This window comes from Pseudomonas congelans, from assembly GCF_900103225.1.
Taxonomy (GTDB): Bacteria; Pseudomonadota; Gammaproteobacteria; order Pseudomonadales; family Pseudomonadaceae; genus Aquipseudomonas; species Aquipseudomonas congelans.
In genome coordinates this window covers 73235-90488 of sequence record NZ_FNJH01000011.1, presented here as the reverse complement: position 1 = coordinate 90488, position 17254 = coordinate 73235, and the positions used below count along the sequence as shown (strand labels likewise).

At 59.7% G+C, this 17254-nt stretch carries 18 protein-coding genes; 14 read left to right on the top strand and 4 right to left on the bottom strand.

All coding sequences use genetic code 11. The annotated features are described in order from the left end of the window. The first annotated feature begins 41 nt into the window (after positions 1 to 41). From BLR20_RS24805 to BLR20_RS24770, 8 genes are all read left to right on the top strand, one after another. Complete coding sequence (locus tag BLR20_RS24805; RefSeq protein ID WP_054992649.1) at positions 42 to 2153, top strand: chemotaxis protein CheA; 2112 nt, start codon at positions 42 to 44, stop codon at positions 2151 to 2153. Positions 2154 to 2183: 30 nt separating this feature from the next. After that, a complete protein-coding gene (locus BLR20_RS24800; RefSeq protein ID WP_054992650.1) occupies positions 2184 to 3839 on the top strand; it encodes a methyl-accepting chemotaxis protein in 1656 nt (551 codons plus the stop codon). A gap of 36 nt (positions 3840 to 3875) precedes the next feature. Beyond that, on the top strand, positions 3876 to 4415 hold the full coding sequence (locus BLR20_RS24795; RefSeq protein WP_005745466.1) for a chemotaxis protein CheW: 540 nt from the start codon (positions 3876 to 3878) through the stop codon (positions 4413 to 4415). Positions 4416 to 4424: 9 nt separating this feature from the next. Further along, complete coding sequence (locus tag BLR20_RS24790) at positions 4425 to 5234, top strand: CheR family methyltransferase (RefSeq protein WP_010437762.1); 810 nt, start codon at positions 4425 to 4427, stop codon at positions 5232 to 5234. Continuing rightward, the gene (gene cheD / locus BLR20_RS24785) at positions 5231 to 5764 is read left to right on the top strand and encodes a chemoreceptor glutamine deamidase CheD (RefSeq protein ID WP_032613176.1); all 534 of its coding nucleotides are present in this window, start codon (positions 5231 to 5233) and stop codon (positions 5762 to 5764) included. The genes BLR20_RS24790 and cheD overlap by 4 nt, the downstream gene beginning before the upstream one ends. Beyond that, entirely contained in the window at positions 5727 to 6803 is a 1077-nt protein-coding gene (locus BLR20_RS24780) for a protein-glutamate methylesterase/protein-glutamine glutaminase (protein WP_010437760.1), read from the top strand. Before cheD ends, BLR20_RS24780 begins: the two co-directional genes overlap by 38 nt. A 199-nt stretch (positions 6804 to 7002) precedes the next feature. Beyond that, positions 7003 to 7530 (top strand): hypothetical protein, encoded by a 528-nt coding sequence (locus BLR20_RS24775; RefSeq protein WP_054992651.1) that lies wholly within the window; start codon positions 7003 to 7005, stop codon positions 7528 to 7530. 14 nt (positions 7531 to 7544) lie between these two features. Beyond that, positions 7545 to 7988 carry a DUF421 domain-containing protein gene (locus BLR20_RS24770; RefSeq protein ID WP_054992652.1) on the top strand — a complete coding sequence of 148 codons (444 nt, stop codon included), beginning with the start codon at positions 7545 to 7547 and terminating at the stop codon, positions 7986 to 7988. Positions 7989 to 8037: 49 nt separating this feature from the next. On the opposite strand, the gene BLR20_RS24765 is transcribed toward BLR20_RS24770, so the two are convergent. From BLR20_RS24765 to BLR20_RS24755, 3 genes are all read right to left on the bottom strand, one after another. Further along, a complete protein-coding gene (locus BLR20_RS24765) occupies positions 8038 to 8709 on the bottom strand; it encodes a haloacid dehalogenase type II (RefSeq protein ID WP_054992653.1) in 672 nt (223 codons plus the stop codon). Positions 8710 to 8813: 104 nt separating this feature from the next. After that, positions 8814 to 8969 (bottom strand): hypothetical protein, encoded by a 156-nt coding sequence (locus BLR20_RS24760; RefSeq protein ID WP_003317799.1) that lies wholly within the window; start codon positions 8967 to 8969, stop codon positions 8814 to 8816. Between the two features lie 151 nt (positions 8970 to 9120). Further along, on the bottom strand, positions 9121 to 10041 hold the full coding sequence (locus tag BLR20_RS24755; RefSeq protein ID WP_054992654.1) for a LysR family transcriptional regulator: 921 nt from the start codon (positions 10039 to 10041) through the stop codon (positions 9121 to 9123). A 132-nt stretch (positions 10042 to 10173) separates the two neighbouring features. Here BLR20_RS24755 and BLR20_RS24750 point away from each other — a divergent pair, with 132 nt between their 5' ends. From BLR20_RS24750 to BLR20_RS24740, 3 genes are read left to right on the top strand one after another with little or no spacing between them, the layout of a single operon-like run. Then, positions 10174 to 10668, top strand: coding sequence for a YagU family protein (locus BLR20_RS24750; protein WP_054992655.1), 495 nt, complete (start codon positions 10174 to 10176; stop codon positions 10666 to 10668). Between the two features lie 56 nt (positions 10669 to 10724). Then, positions 10725 to 11294 (top strand): cupin domain-containing protein, encoded by a 570-nt coding sequence (locus BLR20_RS24745; protein WP_054992656.1) that lies wholly within the window; start codon positions 10725 to 10727, stop codon positions 11292 to 11294. Between the two features lie 20 nt (positions 11295 to 11314). Next, on the top strand, positions 11315 to 12331 hold the full coding sequence (locus BLR20_RS24740) for an SMP-30/gluconolactonase/LRE family protein (RefSeq protein WP_054992657.1): 1017 nt from the start codon (positions 11315 to 11317) through the stop codon (positions 12329 to 12331). A 77-nt stretch (positions 12332 to 12408) separates the two neighbouring features. Here BLR20_RS24740 and BLR20_RS24735 read toward each other — a convergent pair whose 3' ends face one another. Continuing rightward, on the bottom strand, positions 12409 to 13986 hold the full coding sequence (locus BLR20_RS24735) for a carbohydrate porin (RefSeq protein ID WP_054992658.1): 1578 nt from the start codon (positions 13984 to 13986) through the stop codon (positions 12409 to 12411). Between the two features lie 167 nt (positions 13987 to 14153). On the opposite strand from BLR20_RS24735, the gene BLR20_RS24730 reads away from it, so the two are divergent. From BLR20_RS24730 to BLR20_RS24720, 3 genes are read left to right on the top strand one after another with little or no spacing between them, the layout of a single operon-like run. Then, on the top strand, positions 14154 to 15428 hold the full coding sequence (locus BLR20_RS24730; protein ID WP_054992659.1) for an ABC transporter substrate-binding protein: 1275 nt from the start codon (positions 14154 to 14156) through the stop codon (positions 15426 to 15428). Positions 15429 to 15449: 21 nt separating this feature from the next. After that, complete coding sequence (locus BLR20_RS24725; RefSeq protein WP_054992660.1) at positions 15450 to 16412, top strand: carbohydrate ABC transporter permease; 963 nt, start codon at positions 15450 to 15452, stop codon at positions 16410 to 16412. After that, positions 16409 to 17251, top strand: a complete 843-nt coding sequence (locus BLR20_RS24720) for a carbohydrate ABC transporter permease (RefSeq protein ID WP_054992661.1) — start codon at positions 16409 to 16411, stop codon at positions 17249 to 17251. The genes BLR20_RS24725 and BLR20_RS24720 overlap by 4 nt, the downstream gene beginning before the upstream one ends. Positions 17252 to 17254 lie beyond the last annotated feature (3 nt).

The window sequence follows — 17254 nt, the reverse complement described above, 5'->3', positions numbered from 1 at the left end:
CCATTTGCAGTACTGCCCAGTGATCGATCAAGGAAGTCATCGTGAGTATTAATCTCGATCAGGCACAGCAGACGTTCATCGTCGAAGCGCGTGAGCTTTTGCAGGCCATGGAGGAATCCCTCCTGCAACTCGAAAGCGAGCCCGGCGACCTGGACGCGATCGGCGCGGTTTTTCGCGCAGCGCACACCATCAAAGGCTCGGCCGGACTGTTCGGGCTGACGCCTATCGTCAGTTTTACTCACATAGTCGAAGACGTGCTGGATCGTCTGCGTGAAGGCAGTGTTTCGGTAGACGCCGAGCTGATCGCAGTGCTGCTCAAATCCGGCGATCACATGCTTGAGTTGATCGACGTGGTCGCCAGCCGTGGCGAGCAGTTGCAGCAGCCTGCTCTGGAGCGCGAGGCGGCGCTGCGTCAGGCACTGCAGGTGTTCCAGGCACCGGCCAGCGCCGGGGCAACTGACAGCGCGAGTGCGCCGGTGGTCAGCGATGATGAACAGTCAGCCGATATGCTCTGGCATATCTCGCTACGTTTTGGCGTGGATGTGTTTCGCAACGGCATGGATCCGCTGTCGTTCCTGCGCTACCTCAATACCCTGGGGCAGATGGTCCAGGTCACGACGATAACCGACAGCATTCCAGCAGTTGAGGCGTGGGACCCGGAATCCTGCCACTTGGGTTTCGAGATCGATTTCCGCTCTGCTGCCGGACACGCAGCAATCAATGAAGTCTTCGATTTCGTGCGTGAAGACTGCGCGGTAGAAATCACCCCAGTGAACCAGACGCCAGACCACGTCGAGCCTACTGGCACAGAACTGGTCTCGCAGCCCGAGCACAGCCCTATGGTGGCCAGCGGCGAACTGCTGGGCGATCAGCGCGCAGTGCCTCGTACGCCCGCAACGGCAACGGCAACGGCTGTAGAGCGCCCTTCTTCGGCCAGCGAGCAGAAAAACAAGGATGGCCGCTATGTGCGCGTCAACGCCGACAAGCTCGACGAACTGATCAATCTGGTCGGCGAGCTGGTCATTGCCAGCGCTGGCGCCAGCCTGCTGGCCAAGTCGTGCGACAACGACCCGCTTCAGGAAGCCAGCTCGACGGTATCGGGGCTGGTCGAGCAGATTCTGGATGGTGCGCTGCACCTGCGCATGATCCCCATCGGCGACACCTTCAATCGCTTCCGCCGTGTAGTGCGCGATGTCAGCCAGGAACTGGGCAAGGATATCGACCTGATTATCAATGGCGCGGAGACCGAACTTGACAAGACCGTCGTCGAAAAGATCGGCGACCCGCTCATGCACCTGCTGCGCAACTCCATGGATCACGGCATCGAGAGCGCCGAAGCGCGTCGCGCGGCGGGCAAGCCGGCCAAAGGTCATTTGAGCCTGAATGCGTACCACGACTCGGGCAGCATCGTCATCGAAATCGCCGACGACGGCGCCGGACTCAACCGCGAGCGCATCCTCGACAAGGCCCAGCAACGCGGTCTGGTGGCGGCCGGCGCAAGCCTCACCGATCAGGAAATCTACAACCTGATTTTCGAGCCCGGCTTCTCCACCGCCGAAGCCGTCACCAACCTCTCGGGGCGCGGTGTCGGCATGGACGTGGTCAAGCGCAACATCACGTTGCTGCGCGGCACGGTGGATCTGGACAGCCAGCCCGGTCAGGGCACCATCGTGCGCATTCGCCTGCCTCTGACGCTGGCGATCATCAACGGCTTTCTGGTCGGTATCGATCAGTCGACTTACGTGATCCCGCTGGACATGGTGCAGGAATGCATCGAACTGGACGAACACAACCGGCAGTTGACCCGTGACAGCGGCTACCTGGACCTGCGTGGCGAAGTGCTGCCGCTGGTCTACCTGCGCGACCACTTCAATCATGAAGGCCCGGCCGCGCGCCGCCAGAACGTGGTGGTGGTGCGTTACGCCGAGCACAAGGCCGGGCTGGTGGTCGATGACCTGCTTGGCGAGTTCCAAACCGTTATCAAACCTCTGGGCAAGCTGTTCGGCGCGCTGCGCGGCATCAGCGGCTCGACGATCCTGGGCAGTGGTGCGGTGGCGTTGATTCTCGACATTCCCGCCCTGCTCAATCAGATCGTACAAATGGAGGCCCGCTCGACCCAGGCGCCTCAACCTCTGCTGCCCACTTCTCGCTGACGGATTCGCAATTCCCAAGGAGTTACTTCAATGAAATGGTTCTACGATCTGAAGATTTCCACCAAGCTGATTACCTCGTTTCTGGTGGTTCTGGCGTTGACCGCGGCCATGGGAGTCTTTGCCATCATCCAGCTCGGCCAGGTTAACCAGGCCGCTCAGGACATCAAGGAAAACTGGATGCCGTCCATGCGTGCGGCTTCGGGCATGCGCTTCTTCGCCGCCAACTATCGCTTGAAGGAAAACCGCCACATTGCAGCTGACACCACCCAGGAAAAGGCGCAGATGGAGCTGGAAGCAGCGGACGCTCGCAAACAGTTCGAAACCCGCCTGGCCACCTACGACAAGCTGGTGGTCAGTGATGAGGATCGCCAGTTGTTCAATAGCGCTACCGCGACATGGACTGCGTACCTCAAGAGCAGCGGCGAGCTGTTCGACATGTCGCGTCAGGGCCTCGAAGCCCAGGCACGAGCACTGCTGAGGGGCGATTCCAAAATGCACTTCGACGAATTGACCAGCCAATTACAAAAAATGGTCGAGCTCAACGACGCCGGCGCGACTGTCGCGGGTGACAAGGGTACGAAGCTGTATGAAAACGCACGCATCTCGATCGTCGTCGTACTGGTTGCAGCCTTGTTGATAGGCCTGGGTCTGGCGCTGTTCATCGCCCGGATCATTTCCCGCCCGCTGAAAGAGGCTGCAACTGCCGCCGAGCAGCTGGCAGAAGGCAATCTCAACGCCCACATCGGCCACGGCTCCAAGGACGAGACCGGCATGGTGCTCAACGCTATGCGCAACATGGTCGGCAAGCTGTCGCACATCATCGGCGAAGTGCGTAATGCCGCCGACAACCTGGCCAGCGCCTCGGAAGAAGTCAGCGCCACTGCACAGTCGATGAGCCAGGCCACCAGCGAGCAGGCCGCCAGCGTCGAAGAGACCAGCGCGTCGGTCGAGCAGATGAGCGCCAGCATCAATCAGAACACCGAGAACGCCAAGGTCACCGATGGCATGGCCAGCAAGGCCGCCAAGGAAGCTACCGATGGCGGCGAATCGGTGCAGCAGACCGTCGTGGCGATGAAGAAAATCGCCCAGCGCATCAGCATCATCGACGACATCGCTTACCAGACCAACCTGCTCGCCCTCAACGCTGCCATCGAAGCCGCGCGTGCCGGCGAACATGGCAAGGGCTTCGCGGTTGTGGCCGCCGAGGTGCGCAAGCTGGCCGAACGCAGCCAGGTGGCCGCGCAGGAAATCGGCGAGTTGTCGTCGAGCAGCGTGGACATGGCCGAGAAGGCCGGCAAGCTGCTGGACGAGATGGTGCCGTCGATCAACAAGACCTCCGACCTTGTGCAGGAAATCAGTGCAGCGTCAGAAGAGCAGGCTGCCGGTGTGGCGCAGATCAACACCGCCATGACCCAACTCAACCAGGTCACCCAGCAAAACGCATCGAGCAGCGAAGAACTGGCGGCCACCGCTGAAGAAATGAGCAGCCAGGCCGAACAACTGCAACAGGCCATGAGTTTCTTCACCCTCGACGCATCGCCAAGGGCAGTCGCACAGAGCGGTAATCTCGACAGCCGCAACAGCCCGAGCCGTCAGCCTCCGCGCCCGCCGCAACAGGTTCAGCGCAAGGCATTTGCGCAAAGCATGGCGGGCGCCCCGGACGAATCGGAATTCACCCGTTTCTGATTGCCGGCTTCGATAGAGACTCCAGGGGAGAACGACATGGGCTCATTGGTCACGACTCGACAGACCGCAGCGACGGTCGAAGAAGAGGCGCAGTACCTGACTTTCATGCTCGGTGGCGAGATGTTCGCCATCGGCATTCTGGGCATCAAGGAAATCATCGAGTACGGCAGCCTGACGGTGGTGCCGATGATGCCCGCCTTCGTGCGCGGAGTGATCAACCTGCGCGGCGCTGTGGTGCCGGTGGTCGATCTGTCGGCGCGCTTCGGGCGACAGAACTCGGACATCACCCGGCGCTCGTGCGTGATCATCATCGAGGCCAACAGCGAGGACGGCCAGCCGCAGGACATCGGTCTGCTGGTCGACAATGTCTCGGCGGTGCTGGAGATTCCGGCGTCGCAGATCGAGCCGCCGCCGAACTTCGGCGCGCGAATTCGCGCCGACTTTATCAGCGGCATGGCCAAGGTCGACGGCAAGTTCGTGATCGTTCTTGAGGTCGACCGCGTGCTGTCCATCGATGAAATGTCCAGCCTCGCCGAGGCAAGCCAGTCGCTGCCGCCCGACGTCGACGCGACGTGAGGTCTGCACATGCCTGATACAGCGTCGCTCACCGATCGCGAATTCGGCCAGTTCCAGAACTGGCTGTACAACGCTGCGGGCATCAAACTCACGCTGGCCAAGAAAGCGCTGGTCGCCGGCCGCCTGTTCAAGCGTCTCAAGCATTACGAGCTGGACAACTATGGCGAGTATTTCAAGCTGATCATGAACGATCAGCGCAACGGCGAGCTGCAAGTGGCGCTGGACCTGCTGACCACCAACGAAACGTATTTCTTCCGCGAGCCCAAGCACTTCGATTTTCTGCGTCAGCAGGTGCTGACCAAGGTGACACCCGGCAAGGTATTCCGCATCTGGAGCGCCGCCAGTTCGTCCGGCGAAGAGCCCTACAGCCTGGCCATGACCCTGGCCGAGCAACTGGGCAGCACACCTTGGGAAGTGGTCGGTTCGGACATCAGCACCCGCGTGCTGAGCAAGGCGCGCAGCGGGCATTACCCGATGGAGCGCACCGAAACGTTGCCGCAACCTTTGCTGTTCAAATATTGTCTGAAAGGCATAGGTCGCCAGGAAGGGACCTTTCTGATCGACAAGTCGTTGCGCAGCCGGGTCAGCTTTGTGCAGGTCAATCTCAATGACACCCTGCCGGATCTGGGCGAGTTCGACGTCATTTTCCTGCGCAACGTGATGATTTATTTCGATCAGGAAACCAAAAGCAAAGTGGTGGCGCGGTTGATCCCGCGTCTCAAGCCAGGAGGCTATTTCATCATCAGCCACTCAGAAAGCCTGAACGGTGTAAATGACATGTTGAAAATGGTCTCCCCTTCGATCTACCGCAAACCATGAACACGCCCGTCGGTGTAGCCGAAATAGTGCTGGGGCCTGGCGAAGTGGTCTTTCAGACCCGCCCGACTCGCCTGCGCACGTTGCTGGGTTCATGCGTGGCAATTACCTTCTGGCACCCGTGGCGGCGTATTGGCGGCATGTGCCACTTCATGCTGCCCGGGCGCATACGCAGGCATCAGCCACTGGACGGCAAGTACGCTGACGAAGCGATGGAAATACTCATTCGCCACGCACTGGCCAACGGCACCCTGCCAGAGGAATATCAGGTCAAGCTATTCGGCGGCGGCGAAATGTTTCCTGCTCATCGCCATGATCCGCACATGCGAAACGTCGCTGACAGCAACGTCCACGCGGCGCTTGCGCTGGCCGAACAGAACCGCCTGAAACTGATGGCTCAGGACCTGGGCAGCACCGGCCATCGCAGCATCATCTTCGACCTGTGGGACGGAAACGTATGGGTCAGGCACCAACCAATGGAAGCACTTGAAAAAGATGCCAAACAAAAAAATCAGCGTACTGCTGGTCGATGATTCGGCCGTGGTGCGCCAGGTACTCGTGGCCATCCTCAACGACACCCCCGACATTCACGTGATAGGCGCGGCGTCGGACCCGATATTCGCCATGGGCAAGCTCGCTCAGGAATGGCCGGACGTCATTGTGCTGGACGTGGAAATGCCGCGCATGGACGGCATCACTTTTCTCAAGAAGATCATGAGCGAGCGGCCGACTCCGGTGGTGATCTGCTCGTCGCTAACCCAGAAAGGCGCGGAAACGTCATTGCAGGCGCTGTCTGCCGGGGCAGTGGAAATCATCACCAAACCCACCACTGGCCTGAAAAACTTCCTCATCGATTCGGCCGCCGAGCTGGTTGCAGCGGTACGCGCAGCCGCCAACTCCAACGTCAGAAACCTCGGCAAGCGCACCGCCGCCCCGGTGCTGACCCCGGCCAGCAAACTGACCGCCGATGCCATTCTGCCCGCTGCCGGCGGCCATGCCATGGCGCAGACCACTGAGCGCATCGTCGCCATCGGCACCTCGACAGGTGGCACCCAGGCACTCGAAGCCGTGCTGACTGCCCTGCCCCGCGTCTGCCCCGGCATGGTCATCGTTCAGCACATGCCGGAAAAATTTACCGCATCGTTCGCTGAACGCCTCAATAGCCTGAGCCAGATCGAGGTGCGCGAGGCCAGAAACAACGACCGCATCCTGCCCGGCCTCGCGCTGATAGCCCCCGGTGGCAAACACATGATGGTCACGCGCAGCGGCGCCTACTATCACGTCCAGGTCATCGACGGGCCGCTGGTCAACCGCCATCGTCCTTCGGTGGACGTGCTGTTCCGTTCGGTGGCCAAATTCGCCGGCAAGAACGCCACCGGCATCATCATGACCGGCATGGGCGACGACGGCGCGCGCGGGCTCAAGGAAATGCTCGACGCCGGCAGCGCTACAGTGGCTCAGGACGAGGCCAGCTGCGTGGTGTTCGGCATGCCCAAGGAAGCAATCAAACTGAATGCGGCGCAACGGATCATTCCGTTGCAGGAGATTCATCAGGTGATATTGCACAGGTGAGGTTGAGCCCAAGACTGTGCAGTCAGGGTTTCTGTCGACTCACCGTCGATGGGCAGATAAAGTCACCACGCCCGCCCCTCCAACCCGGTCGCTACTCTTCAACGCTCACCCGCCATGGCAAAGCTTGCAGCCAGCCTGGGCAGCGGGCTGAACGGGGCGTATAGGCCCCTACAAAATTTCACTAACGGAAAGCACGTTAATGGCACTAAGCGGTGATGAGGCGCACGACCATGAGTTCCGCAGCCGGTCATATCCCGTCGAGGAAGATATGGCGCAACAGCGTCGAGTCTGGCGCTTTGAGCGCATCGGTTGGGCAGGCCTGATTGTCTTGATAGTGCTGACCCTTGCCGGTTTGTTTTCCAAAGGGCCATTGAGCCAGGTGGAGCCTCGAACGGCAGACGGCAAATTGCAGGTGAGCTACGAGCGCTTCAGCCGCAACGGCAGTCAGGACGATATGATTGTCACGTCCAAAGGCGCCCCCTCCGAAATGCGTTATCTGGTCGTCGGCAGTGGGCTGCTCGAAGGTGTGTCGATCGAGAAACTTAATCCCCAGCCTGCGCCTCTTCACAGCGAAGGCCGTGATCTGGTCATTCCGATGCAGGCCGACAAGGACGGTTTAGCCACCTTGTACCTGACTGTTCGCAGTAACGGGGTGGGACTGTACCGAGGGCAAATGCATATGCTGGGTGGCGAAACGCTGCCGATGCCCAGGTTCATCTACCCGTAGAGAGAAAGCGATTTATGGATGCAGTGCTCAGAGCAGCAGCGATTTATTTTGTCTTGATGGTCTTGTTTCGTATTGCCGGACGCCGCTCCCTTACCGACCTCACCACCTTCGATTTCGTCTTGTTGCTGATCATTGGCGAGGCCACTCAGCAAGCGCTGCTGGGCGATGATTTTTCGGTCACCAACGCAATACTGATCATCTCCACCCTTATCGCTATAGACGTCGGCTTTTCCCTGGCCAAGCGCCGATCGAAGCGGCTGGCAAAGTTTCTGGATGGCGGCCCTACTGTGATCGTGGAGGATGGCAAGCCACTGACCAAACGAATGAGAGAGGCGCGTATCAGTGAATCAGATGTGATGGAGGCAGCGCGAACCACGCAAGGGATCGTGGAGATGAAGGACATCAGGTACGCGATCATTGAGAGGAACGGCGAGATATCGATCATTCCCTTCAAATGAACGTCTGCAAGTGATCAGGGACCGCTGGAAGCCGACTCGCGAATCAGCGCTAAAACGGACCTGCGCAGAGTTTCATGGCGACATCCTGAACATCTTTACCGATTAAATCGGGCTGGGTGCCGATCGGGTTGAGCACCTTTCCCGGACGCTCGACAAACGCGGTGCGACATCCGACCTGGGCAGCCCCGGCGATGTCCCAGGCGTGCGCAGCGACCATGATCATCTGATCCGGCGCGATGCCCAGGCGCTGTGCGACCATTTGATAGGTTGCCACGGCGGGCTTGAATTGACCGATTTCGCTGCCGGCCATGATGTGCTCGAAGCAGTCGGTCAATCCTGCAAATTCGAGCTGTTGCCGCAGCGCCTCCAGCGCGCCATTGCTCAGGGCAATGAGCACAAATCCTTTGTCGTTCAATAACTGCAGTGCCTGATGAACGTCGTTATGCGCAGGAAGAGATTTGATGCCTGCGGCCAGGGCCTGGCACTGATCATCGCCCACTTCAACCTGGTGCCGTGCGGCAACCATTCTCAACGCGCCCTGCGCCAGATCACCAAACGCCTGGTACTGGCCGGTTATGGTGTTGGTCATCCAGCACTCTTGCAGCGTCAGGAACCATTCGGTGCGCAAGCGGCTGTCGCCGAACAGTCCCTCGAAGAAACCATCGAGCGCAGCCAGATCCAGCAGCGTCTCGTTTACGTCAAAAATGATGTGTTTGAGCATGCTATAGGCCTCTGTTACCTGCCTGAATTAATGAGCTCGAAGGCGGCCCCCAGCGGATGCTGACATCAGTCAGCACCGCCAAAAGTCACGATCAGGTCACTGGCTTACGCCTGCTCTTCCTGCTCGTCATCATCGTGCTTGAGTGCTGGCTTCATACCAGGCTGAGGCGCGTGCTCGGCATTCGGCGCGATTTCTTCGCCGTGGTTCTTTTTCTCTTGCTGGACTTTTTTGTCGTGGGCGACGTTACGTGGATCGGTCATGGGAATTCCTTGATTGGCAGAGGATTCGAACACCCATCGACGTGATGCATTGGTTTGAGCGCCGGGGCAAGATTTGGAGTCAGGCCGTAGCAAGGCGTTCAGTGCATTTGAACCGGCACGCGAATAGCGGGTTGAGGTCCAAGTGACGGCGTCATGACTCCGCGGACGACAGCGTGAACGCCGGCGACTGAACCAGCTCCATGATCACTTCGCGCAAGGACTGCGCACACGGAGACAGCTCGCGATACGCCAGCGCCAGCACATAGGCAACAGGTGTACCCGGGCCCGTCAGCTCGCGACAGGCCAACCGCCCAGGCTGACGTCGGGCATAGCGCTGCGGCATCAGCGCCACGCCCATTCCGCCAGCCACCAGCGCAGCCGTGGTCTGCATCTGGCGAGGCTGTTGCACGACCCGCGGGGTGAAACCTGCACTGGCGCAGGCCATAAGAATATGCGAGTGCATGCCCGGACCATGATGCGGGGCGAACAGAATCCAGGGTTGATCTGCCAACGCCGCAAGACCGATGGACGTCTGCTCTGCCAAGGGATGATCCTGCGGCAGCACCGCGATCATGCGGTCCTCGAACAGCGGCTCGATATAGATATTGCCCGGCTCTATAACCGGCAGCACCAGAATGCCGACGTCCAGCCGGTCGTTGCGCAGGCCTTCAAGCTGCTCGGGAGGGGTGGCCTCCTGCAGTTGAATATCGACGTTCGGGTTCGCAGCCTGATAGCGACGCAGAAGCGCCGGCAGCAAACCATCGACAACGCTATCGACAAAGCCCAGGCGAATCGTGCCGAGCATGCCTGCCGCAGAGCGACGTGCCATTTCACAGGCCCGTTCGGCCTGCAACAGTGTCTGCCGAGCCTCGGCCAGAAACACGACGCCTGCAGCGGTCAGTTGCGTGGAGCGCGTACTGCGCTGCAACAGCTGCACGCCCAGGCATTCTTCCAGACGACGAATCGCAACGCTCAGTGGCGGCTGTGACATGTTCAAGCGCTGCGCGGCCTTGCGAAAATTCAAGGTTTCAGCGACCACCACGTACTGGCGCATCAATTTCAAATCAATCATCTGATATTTTTTTAGTATCAATGAGCTATCAAATTAGTATGTTACAAATAAATGAGCGTTGCACATACTTCATGGCTCAACGGCTAGGGCGAGATCGCTCACAGCCTGGTCTATCGAAGAAGGGGCATCGATTTGAACACGCGAGCGTATGGTGTCGCCGCACTGGCCGGCTTTGTTGGGGGCAATGTTTCCAGTTTCATCAAATGGGGCACAGAAATACCCTTCCCGCCTCGCACGCCGGATCGCCCGGTCCCCCCTGTGGAAATGCTTGATTCGCTGGGCATCAACGCTCAGCAGCTGACCTACGTGTATTCAGAGCATGTTGTGAATTACGGCAGTGCCCTGGTCCACCATGGCTTTTCCATCTTCTTCGCCATGTTCTATTGCCTGCTTGTACTCAGGTATCCGCGCACCGCCCTGTGGCAGGGTCTGGGTTTCGGCCTGTTGGTGACTCTGGGTTTTCACGGCGTCATCCTGCCGACGTTCCATTGGGCACCGCCGCTGTGGGAGCTGCCTGCCTCGGAGTTGTTATCTGAAACCTTCGGGCACTTGCTGTGGATGTGGGTGATCGAAGTCATACGGCGGGATTTGCAGCAGCGCTGGCTGCCTCACACCCGACCGGCCTGAGCAGCGCGCTGTCTTGCGAAAGACACATGGAATTTCCCTGTAAACGGAGTGACCCGATGAAGTCTCTATACACCCTGGCCCTGGCCTGCGCCGCCTGCGCGGGCATGGCGAGTGCCAATGCCGACGTGCAATCGGTGCCGAAAGAGTCTACGCAAATGACTCACAGCAACGGTCAACTGCAACCGCCTGTGTCATATGCCACGCTGTGGGCTGACGAAAAAGGTGCCACGCATGTGGGCCACTGCCGCCTGGAAGGCCTGGAGTTCAAAAGCTATGCCCCGCCAGCCGCGCCGCAATGGGTCGGCGTCTCCCCTGACGATATTGAAAGCATCGCTTACGCGGTGCTGCCGGTGGGCTATGTCGGCAACTGGCACCACGCGCCGGGGCCACAATGGGTCATCACCCTGCAGGGGCAATGGTCAGTGGAAACCACCGACGGCAGCGTGCTGGTGCAAGGACCGGGAGAGATGCAGTTCAATGCCGACACCCGGTCCCGGCCGCGTGCGGATGACGAGCGTGTAGGCCACCTGACGCGCACAGTGGGTGATCAACCCAATGTTCAGCTGATCATCAAACTTAAACCAGATGCGGCTGACAAACGTACCAACGGCAGCTGTGCCTACTGATTGCATACGGACCTGAACACATGAAACCAACCTGTAAAAAACGCTTCCTGCGCCCCTCCTCATGGTTATTGGGCGGTGCGCTCCTGGCCGCAGGTTCAGCAGGCGCAACCGACGCCGTCGTCCCTGTTCGGCAAGTGGTTATCGATCCAGCCTTTAGTCAACTGGTCGCCCCCCAGGCCCGCGTCGAGCTGCTCACCGATCAGGCGAAATGGGCAGAAGGCCCGCTGTGCCTGGCCGATGGCCGTTTGATCTGGAGTGACATCAAGGCCAACAAGGTCGACAGCTGGCAGGCAAAGGGTGGCGTGTCCACCTGGCTGGAAAAGGCCGACTTTCAAAACGGGCATACGCTCGACGGCCAGGGCCGTGTGGTGGCGGCCTCGCATGGCAAGCGTGGCATCGTGCGGCAGGAGCCCAATGGTGAGTGGCGTACATTGGTCGACACCTACCAGGGCAAACGACTGAACAGCCCGAACGATGTCGTGGCGGATAAAAGCGGCACTCTCTGGTTTTCCGATCCCACCTTCGGCGTGCTGAGCAAAAGCGAGGGCTATGGCGGCAAGCCCGAACAAGGCGGCGAGTTCATCTATCGCTACGTACCCGACACCGGGGAAATCACCCGCCTCGACACACCCGAAGTCCACTCGCCCAACGGCCTGGCCTTCTCGCCGGATCAACAACTGCTGTATGTGGCCGACTCACAGATGGCCCACGACTTCACCAACAAGAAGCTGGCACATCGCATCATGGTCTATCAGGTACGCGACGGTCGTTTGATCAACGGCAAGGTGTTCGCTGACATCGAGCCCGGCATCCCGGACGGGATCAAAGTCGACGCGCTCGGCAACTTGTGGAGCAGCAGCAAGGAAGGTATTCAGGTGTTCTCCCCAGCAGGCAAGCCACTGGGCAAACTGCTGGTCGCGGCTGCCGACACCAGCAACCTGACGTTCTGCTCCAGTGAGCAGGCCAGTTGGGCGTACATTACCGCTGCCAACAAGGTGCTCAGGGTGGAGGTGATGGAGGGCGTAGCTGGTCAGTAGGATTGTCTTGTTGCTCATTGGGTAGCAGTAGACCGATTCAAAGCCCGGCACACGGCGCCGGGCTTTACCTACAGAGCTTAGAACCAGGTCTCCATCTGAATGCCGAATTGCCATACACCACCGGCGTTGAAGTCGCTTTTGCCGAAGTTGCCGGTCGTGCTGTAGCGGTCCAGGTCCGAAGACCAGTTCATGAGGCTTGCGAACACTCGCAGTTCGGGACGCGTGAGCAGGTCCCCCATGTCCGGCTTGAAGGTCGGTGCAACCGTAAACTTCCAGAAGTTACCGTCGACGGCATTGCGTTGCAGGTAGCCTTTGGGGTCGAGGTCCATGGTTTGCCAACTCAGCTCGTAGGCCATCTCGAAGTTGCTGTTGATCTCGTTGGCCAGGCGCATGTTCAGCGTGAGCCAACGGTAATCGTCGCCTTTGACATAGCGGTCTTTGCTCTGCTCGGCCAGCAGGCTCGGGCCGATGCGCCATCCCGGCGCGATAGGCGTTTCGCCATACATGGCCAGACGCAACGCGCGGGCGTCGTCGAGCAGTTCGCCATCCGCGCCAATGTCCTTGACCTGTGCACCCAGGCCCTGCCCATAGAGCAACGCCGTCTTGAAGAAGCCTTCCCGACCGAAAAAGTCTTTTTGGTGATTGGCCAACATGGTGTGCAGGCCTGAGTCTGCGGGTGCAAAACCGGCTTGATTGGTGCGCGTACCGACGTCGTTTTTCTTTGCGCCAATGGCGTTGAACATCCACTGCCACTGACCGTTGTCGAAGAACTGGTTGGAGGTCAGGATGTAGCTTTCCACATCGGCATCGACGCCGCCCTCACTGAAATCTCCGTAGTTACGTCCGATCAGGGAATAGTTCGAGCGCCAGTCCTTGGTCATCTGCACATCGTAGATACCGCCACCGGTACCGGCCAGAAAGACCACATCCGAGTCCAGCCAGTGGATATCGAAATTATCCCTGTCGAAGCGCTTGCCGGCCCACAGCGTGGCGTTCTCGAACACCGAATTACCCTTGAACGCGGCGATGTGGTCGAGTTCGGTAAATACCTGACGCACGTTCAGGTTGCTTTCGGTGGCCGTCCAGTCGTTATAGCTTTCAACGCCATCGGCGATGGAGACGGTGAACTTGGAACGCGTGCCGTTCTGCGCATAGATTTCTTTCGACAGATCGAAGCGCATGTAGGTGTCGTCTTCGTTACCCAGGCGCCCGACTGCCCCACCGACTGAACCCGCGGGGGTTGTGTAAGGCCCGCCGCGACCGCCGCCCAGCCCGTCGTTGATCAATAGACCTGAGCGGGCATAGCCCTTGAAGCTGAACCCATCGGTGAGTTGTCCGGCACCGCTGGGCTTCTCCATGCTTTGCTGGCGTGCCTCGAGTTTTGCCACGCGATCATCCAGAGCGGGCTGTGGACTGGTCGCCACAGTCGGCGCTGGAGCGGGTGCGGCAGGCTGCGCAGCGGGGGTGGCGAGTTTGAGTTGCTGAAGCTCCCTGGCGAGCGCCTGGGTTTGCTGTTCGGCTGCGGCTGCACGTTTTTCCGCAGCGCTGGCACGGGCTTCGAATGCGGCCATCCGCTCTTCCAGCGTCGCGGCCTGAGAGACGGTTGTCGAGGTGCCGAGTACCCCTGCGAGTAGCCATCTTGATGCGTTCTGCATGTGGACTTCCTGTTTTGTTTTTATTGTTTTTGTGACGTTGGCCGGGCCTTTTTCATTCAGCGCAAAATTGTGCAAATCGAAGAAAAAAGGGTGCCACATCGAAAATACGCTGCTACATTGACGATGTTAACGTTAACTTTTATAAAAACAAAAATAAAGAGGGCTCTATGAAACAGCTGAAATCTCTTCTTCCCGCCGCGCTGCTCACCCTGTCTGCCGGTTTTTCTGCGCTGTCGAACGCAGCCGATCTGACGATCTCGTGCGGAGCCGTCGGAGCTGAATTGCAACTGTGCAAGGAGGCAGTCGATAGCTGGTCGAAACAGACCGGCAACAACGTCCAGGTGGTTTCCACGCCTAACTCTGCAACCGAGCGCCTGTCGTTCTACCAGCAGATCCTCAGTGCCCAGTCCACCGACATCGACATTATTCAAATCGACATGGTGTGGCCGGGGATGCTCGCCAAACACCTGACGGACCTGCGCGAACTGCTTCCCGCGAATGCGACACAAGGCTATTTCCAGGCCCAGGTGGACAACGCCACCGTCGACGGCCGGCTGGTGTCGATGCCCTGGTTTACCGATTCGGGGCTGCTGTACTACCGCAAGGATCTGCTCGACAAGTACCAACAGCCGGTCCCGCAGACCTGGGAGGACATGACCGCTACTGCCAAAAAAGTGCAAAAAGCCGAGCGCGATGCCGGCAACGCCAATATGTGGGGTTATGTGTTCCAGGGGCGCGCCTACGAAGGCCTGACGTGCAACGCCCTGGAATGGATCAGCAGCCAGCCGGACGGCGGACTGGTCAACCCGCGCGGAGACATCGTGGTGAACAGCCAGGCCTCAAGAGTCGCGCTGACCCTGGCGAAAAGCTGGATAGGCGATATCTCCCCGCCCGGCGTACTCAATTACACCGAGGAAGAAGGCCGTGGCGTATTCCAGTCGGGAAATGCGCTGTTCATGCGCAACTGGCCCTACGTCTGGGCCTTGGTGCAAAGCAAGGACAGCGCGATAAAAGACAAGGTCGGCGTCGCGCCCCTGCCCAGTGGCGGCGCGAACGGCACCCACGCCTCAACGCTCGGAGGCTGGGGCCTGGCGGTTTCGCGCTACAGCCGCAACCCCGGGCTGGCGGCAGAACTGGTTGCCTACCTGACCAGCGCCCAACAGCAAAAACAGCGTGCCCTGGCGGGTGCCTACAACCCGGTCATCGAGTCCCTGTATGCCGACCCCGAGTTGCTCGCGGCGATGCCTTACTACCCACAGCTGCACAGCATTCTCAGCAATGGGGTCATGCGCCCCGCCGCCATCACGGCCAACGGCTACCCACGCGTCTCCAACGCGTTCTTCGATCGGGTGCACAGCGTGCTGGCGGGCGATATACCGGTCGATCAGGCACTGGTCGAACTGGAACGCGAACTGACCCGCATCAAACGCCGGAACTGGTAAGCCACACGTAAGGAAACCAACATGCCTGTCTCTTCTACCGACTTCCCCGGTGATGATGAACTCGTCACTCGGGAAACGCCTGTACAACGTCGCAGGCTACGCGCCGCCTGGCTGTTTCTGACGCCAATGCTGTTGTGCCTGATCCTGGTGGCGGCCTGGCCTTTGCTGCGCACCTTCTGGTTCAGCCTGACCGACGCCGACCTGTCGGATACCGGCAGTGGCTCATTCGTGGGCCTGAGCAATTATCTGCTCTACGACGGCGTCATCTGGTCTGGCGTTCTGGTCGATCCGCAATGGTGGAACGCGGTACGCAACACCCTGCATTTCACCGTGGTGTCGGTCGGGCTGGAAATGGTCCTGGGGCTGATGGTGGCGTTGCTGTTGAACGTCAAGTTCACCGGCCGCGCGCTGGTCCGTGCTTTGATTCTGATCCCGTGGGCGATTCCGACCATCGTCTCGGCGAAGATCTGGTCGTGGATGCTCAATGACCAGTTCGGCATCATCAACCACATGATGCTGAGCCTGGGCCTGATCGACGCGCCGCTGGCCTGGACCGCAGATGCGGACCTGTCGATGTGGGCAGTGATCATCGTCGACGTCTGGAAGACCGTGCCCTTTGTCACCCTGCTGATGCTCGCGGCACTGCAGATGCTGCCAAGCGATTGCTACGAAGCCGCCAGGGTCGACGACATTCATCCGGTGCGAGTGTTCTGGCGTGTCACTTTGCCGTTGCTGATGCCCGCCCTGCTGGTCGCAGCGATCTTTCGCATCCTCGATTCGTTGCGGGTATTCGACGTCATCTACGTCCTGACCTCCAACTCTTCGAGCACCATGAGCATGTCGGTCTATGCCCGCCAGCATCTGGTGGAATTCCAGGACGTCGGCTACGGCAGCGCCGCCTCCACCCTGCTGTTTCTGGTCGTGGCCGTGATTGCCATGCTTTACCTGTACCTCGGACGTCGCCAGCTGGAGGTGCGCTCATGAGCCTGCGCCAACTGAAAAAAGCGCTGCTGCGCCTGGCCTTCTGGGGCCTTGTCGGGATCGTGCTGCTGTACGCAATCTTCCCTTTTTATTACGCCATCCTGACCTCGCTGAAACCGTCCAGCGCCTTGTTTGAAGTGAGCTACTGGATCACCGAAGCTGACTTCTCCAATTACGCAACGGTCCTCAGCCAAGCGTCATTCCTGCAGGCCATCGCCAACTCGCTGGTGGTTGCGCTGAGTGTGGTGGTACTGGCGCTGTTCCTGGGCCTGACGGCGTCCTATGCCTTGGGCAGGGTCAAGTTCCGAGGGCGCGGCACGGTCCTGATGATAGTGCTCGGCGTCTCCATGTTTCCTCAGGTCGCGGTGCTGTCGGGGCTGTTTGAAGTGATCCGCGCATTGGGTCTGTACAACACCTCATGGGCGCTGATCCTGAGCTACACGATTTTCACCCTGCCCTTCACCGTCTGGGTGCTGACCACGTTCATGGGGCAACTGCCGCATGAACTGGAAGAAGCGGCAATCATGGATGGCGCATCGCCCTGGGTCACGCTGACCCGCGTGCTGTTGCCGCTGCTGTGGCCCGCACTGGTCACGACCGGCCTGCTGGCTTTTATTGCCGCGTGGAACGAGTTCCTGTTTGCCCTGACCTTCACCCTGACAGACGCCCAGCGAACAGTCCCGGTCGCCATCGCCCTGATTTCGGGTGGCAGCTCCCACGAATTGCCCTGGGGTCTGTTGATGGCGGCGTCGGTGCTGGTCACCGTCCCACTTGTGATTCTGGTGCTGATCTTCCAGCGCCGCATCGTTTCCGGCCTCACTGCCGGCGCGTTGAAAGGTTGATGC

Coding starts and splice junctions, on each gene's coding strand:
- BLR20_RS24800 (WP_054992650.1), top strand. CDS start 2,184: ATGAAATGGTTCTACGATCTGAAGATTTCCACCAAGCTGATTACCTCG.
- BLR20_RS24795 (WP_005745466.1), top strand. CDS start 3,876: ATGGGCTCATTGGTCACGACTCGACAGACCGCAGCGACGGTCGAAGAA.
- BLR20_RS24790 (WP_010437762.1), top strand. CDS start 4,425: ATGCCTGATACAGCGTCGCTCACCGATCGCGAATTCGGCCAGTTCCAG.
- cheD (WP_032613176.1), top strand. CDS start 5,231: ATGAACACGCCCGTCGGTGTAGCCGAAATAGTGCTGGGGCCTGGCGAA.
- BLR20_RS24780 (WP_010437760.1), top strand. CDS start 5,727: ATGCCAAACAAAAAAATCAGCGTACTGCTGGTCGATGATTCGGCCGTG.
- BLR20_RS24775 (WP_054992651.1), top strand. CDS start 7,003: ATGGCACTAAGCGGTGATGAGGCGCACGACCATGAGTTCCGCAGCCGG.
- BLR20_RS24770 (WP_054992652.1), top strand. CDS start 7,545: ATGGATGCAGTGCTCAGAGCAGCAGCGATTTATTTTGTCTTGATGGTC.
- BLR20_RS24765 (WP_054992653.1), bottom strand. CDS start 8,709: ATGCTCAAACACATCATTTTTGACGTAAACGAGACGCTGCTGGATCTG.
- BLR20_RS24760 (WP_003317799.1), bottom strand. CDS start 8,969: ATGACCGATCCACGTAACGTCGCCCACGACAAAAAAGTCCAGCAAGAG.
- BLR20_RS24755 (WP_054992654.1), bottom strand. CDS start 10,041: ATGATTGATTTGAAATTGATGCGCCAGTACGTGGTGGTCGCTGAAACC.
- BLR20_RS24745 (WP_054992656.1), top strand. CDS start 10,725: ATGAAGTCTCTATACACCCTGGCCCTGGCCTGCGCCGCCTGCGCGGGC.
- BLR20_RS24740 (WP_054992657.1), top strand. CDS start 11,315: ATGAAACCAACCTGTAAAAAACGCTTCCTGCGCCCCTCCTCATGGTTA.
- BLR20_RS24735 (WP_054992658.1), bottom strand. CDS start 13,986: ATGCAGAACGCATCAAGATGGCTACTCGCAGGGGTACTCGGCACCTCG.
- BLR20_RS24730 (WP_054992659.1), top strand. CDS start 14,154: ATGAAACAGCTGAAATCTCTTCTTCCCGCCGCGCTGCTCACCCTGTCT.
- BLR20_RS24725 (WP_054992660.1), top strand. CDS start 15,450: ATGCCTGTCTCTTCTACCGACTTCCCCGGTGATGATGAACTCGTCACT.
- BLR20_RS24720 (WP_054992661.1), top strand. CDS start 16,409: ATGAGCCTGCGCCAACTGAAAAAAGCGCTGCTGCGCCTGGCCTTCTGG.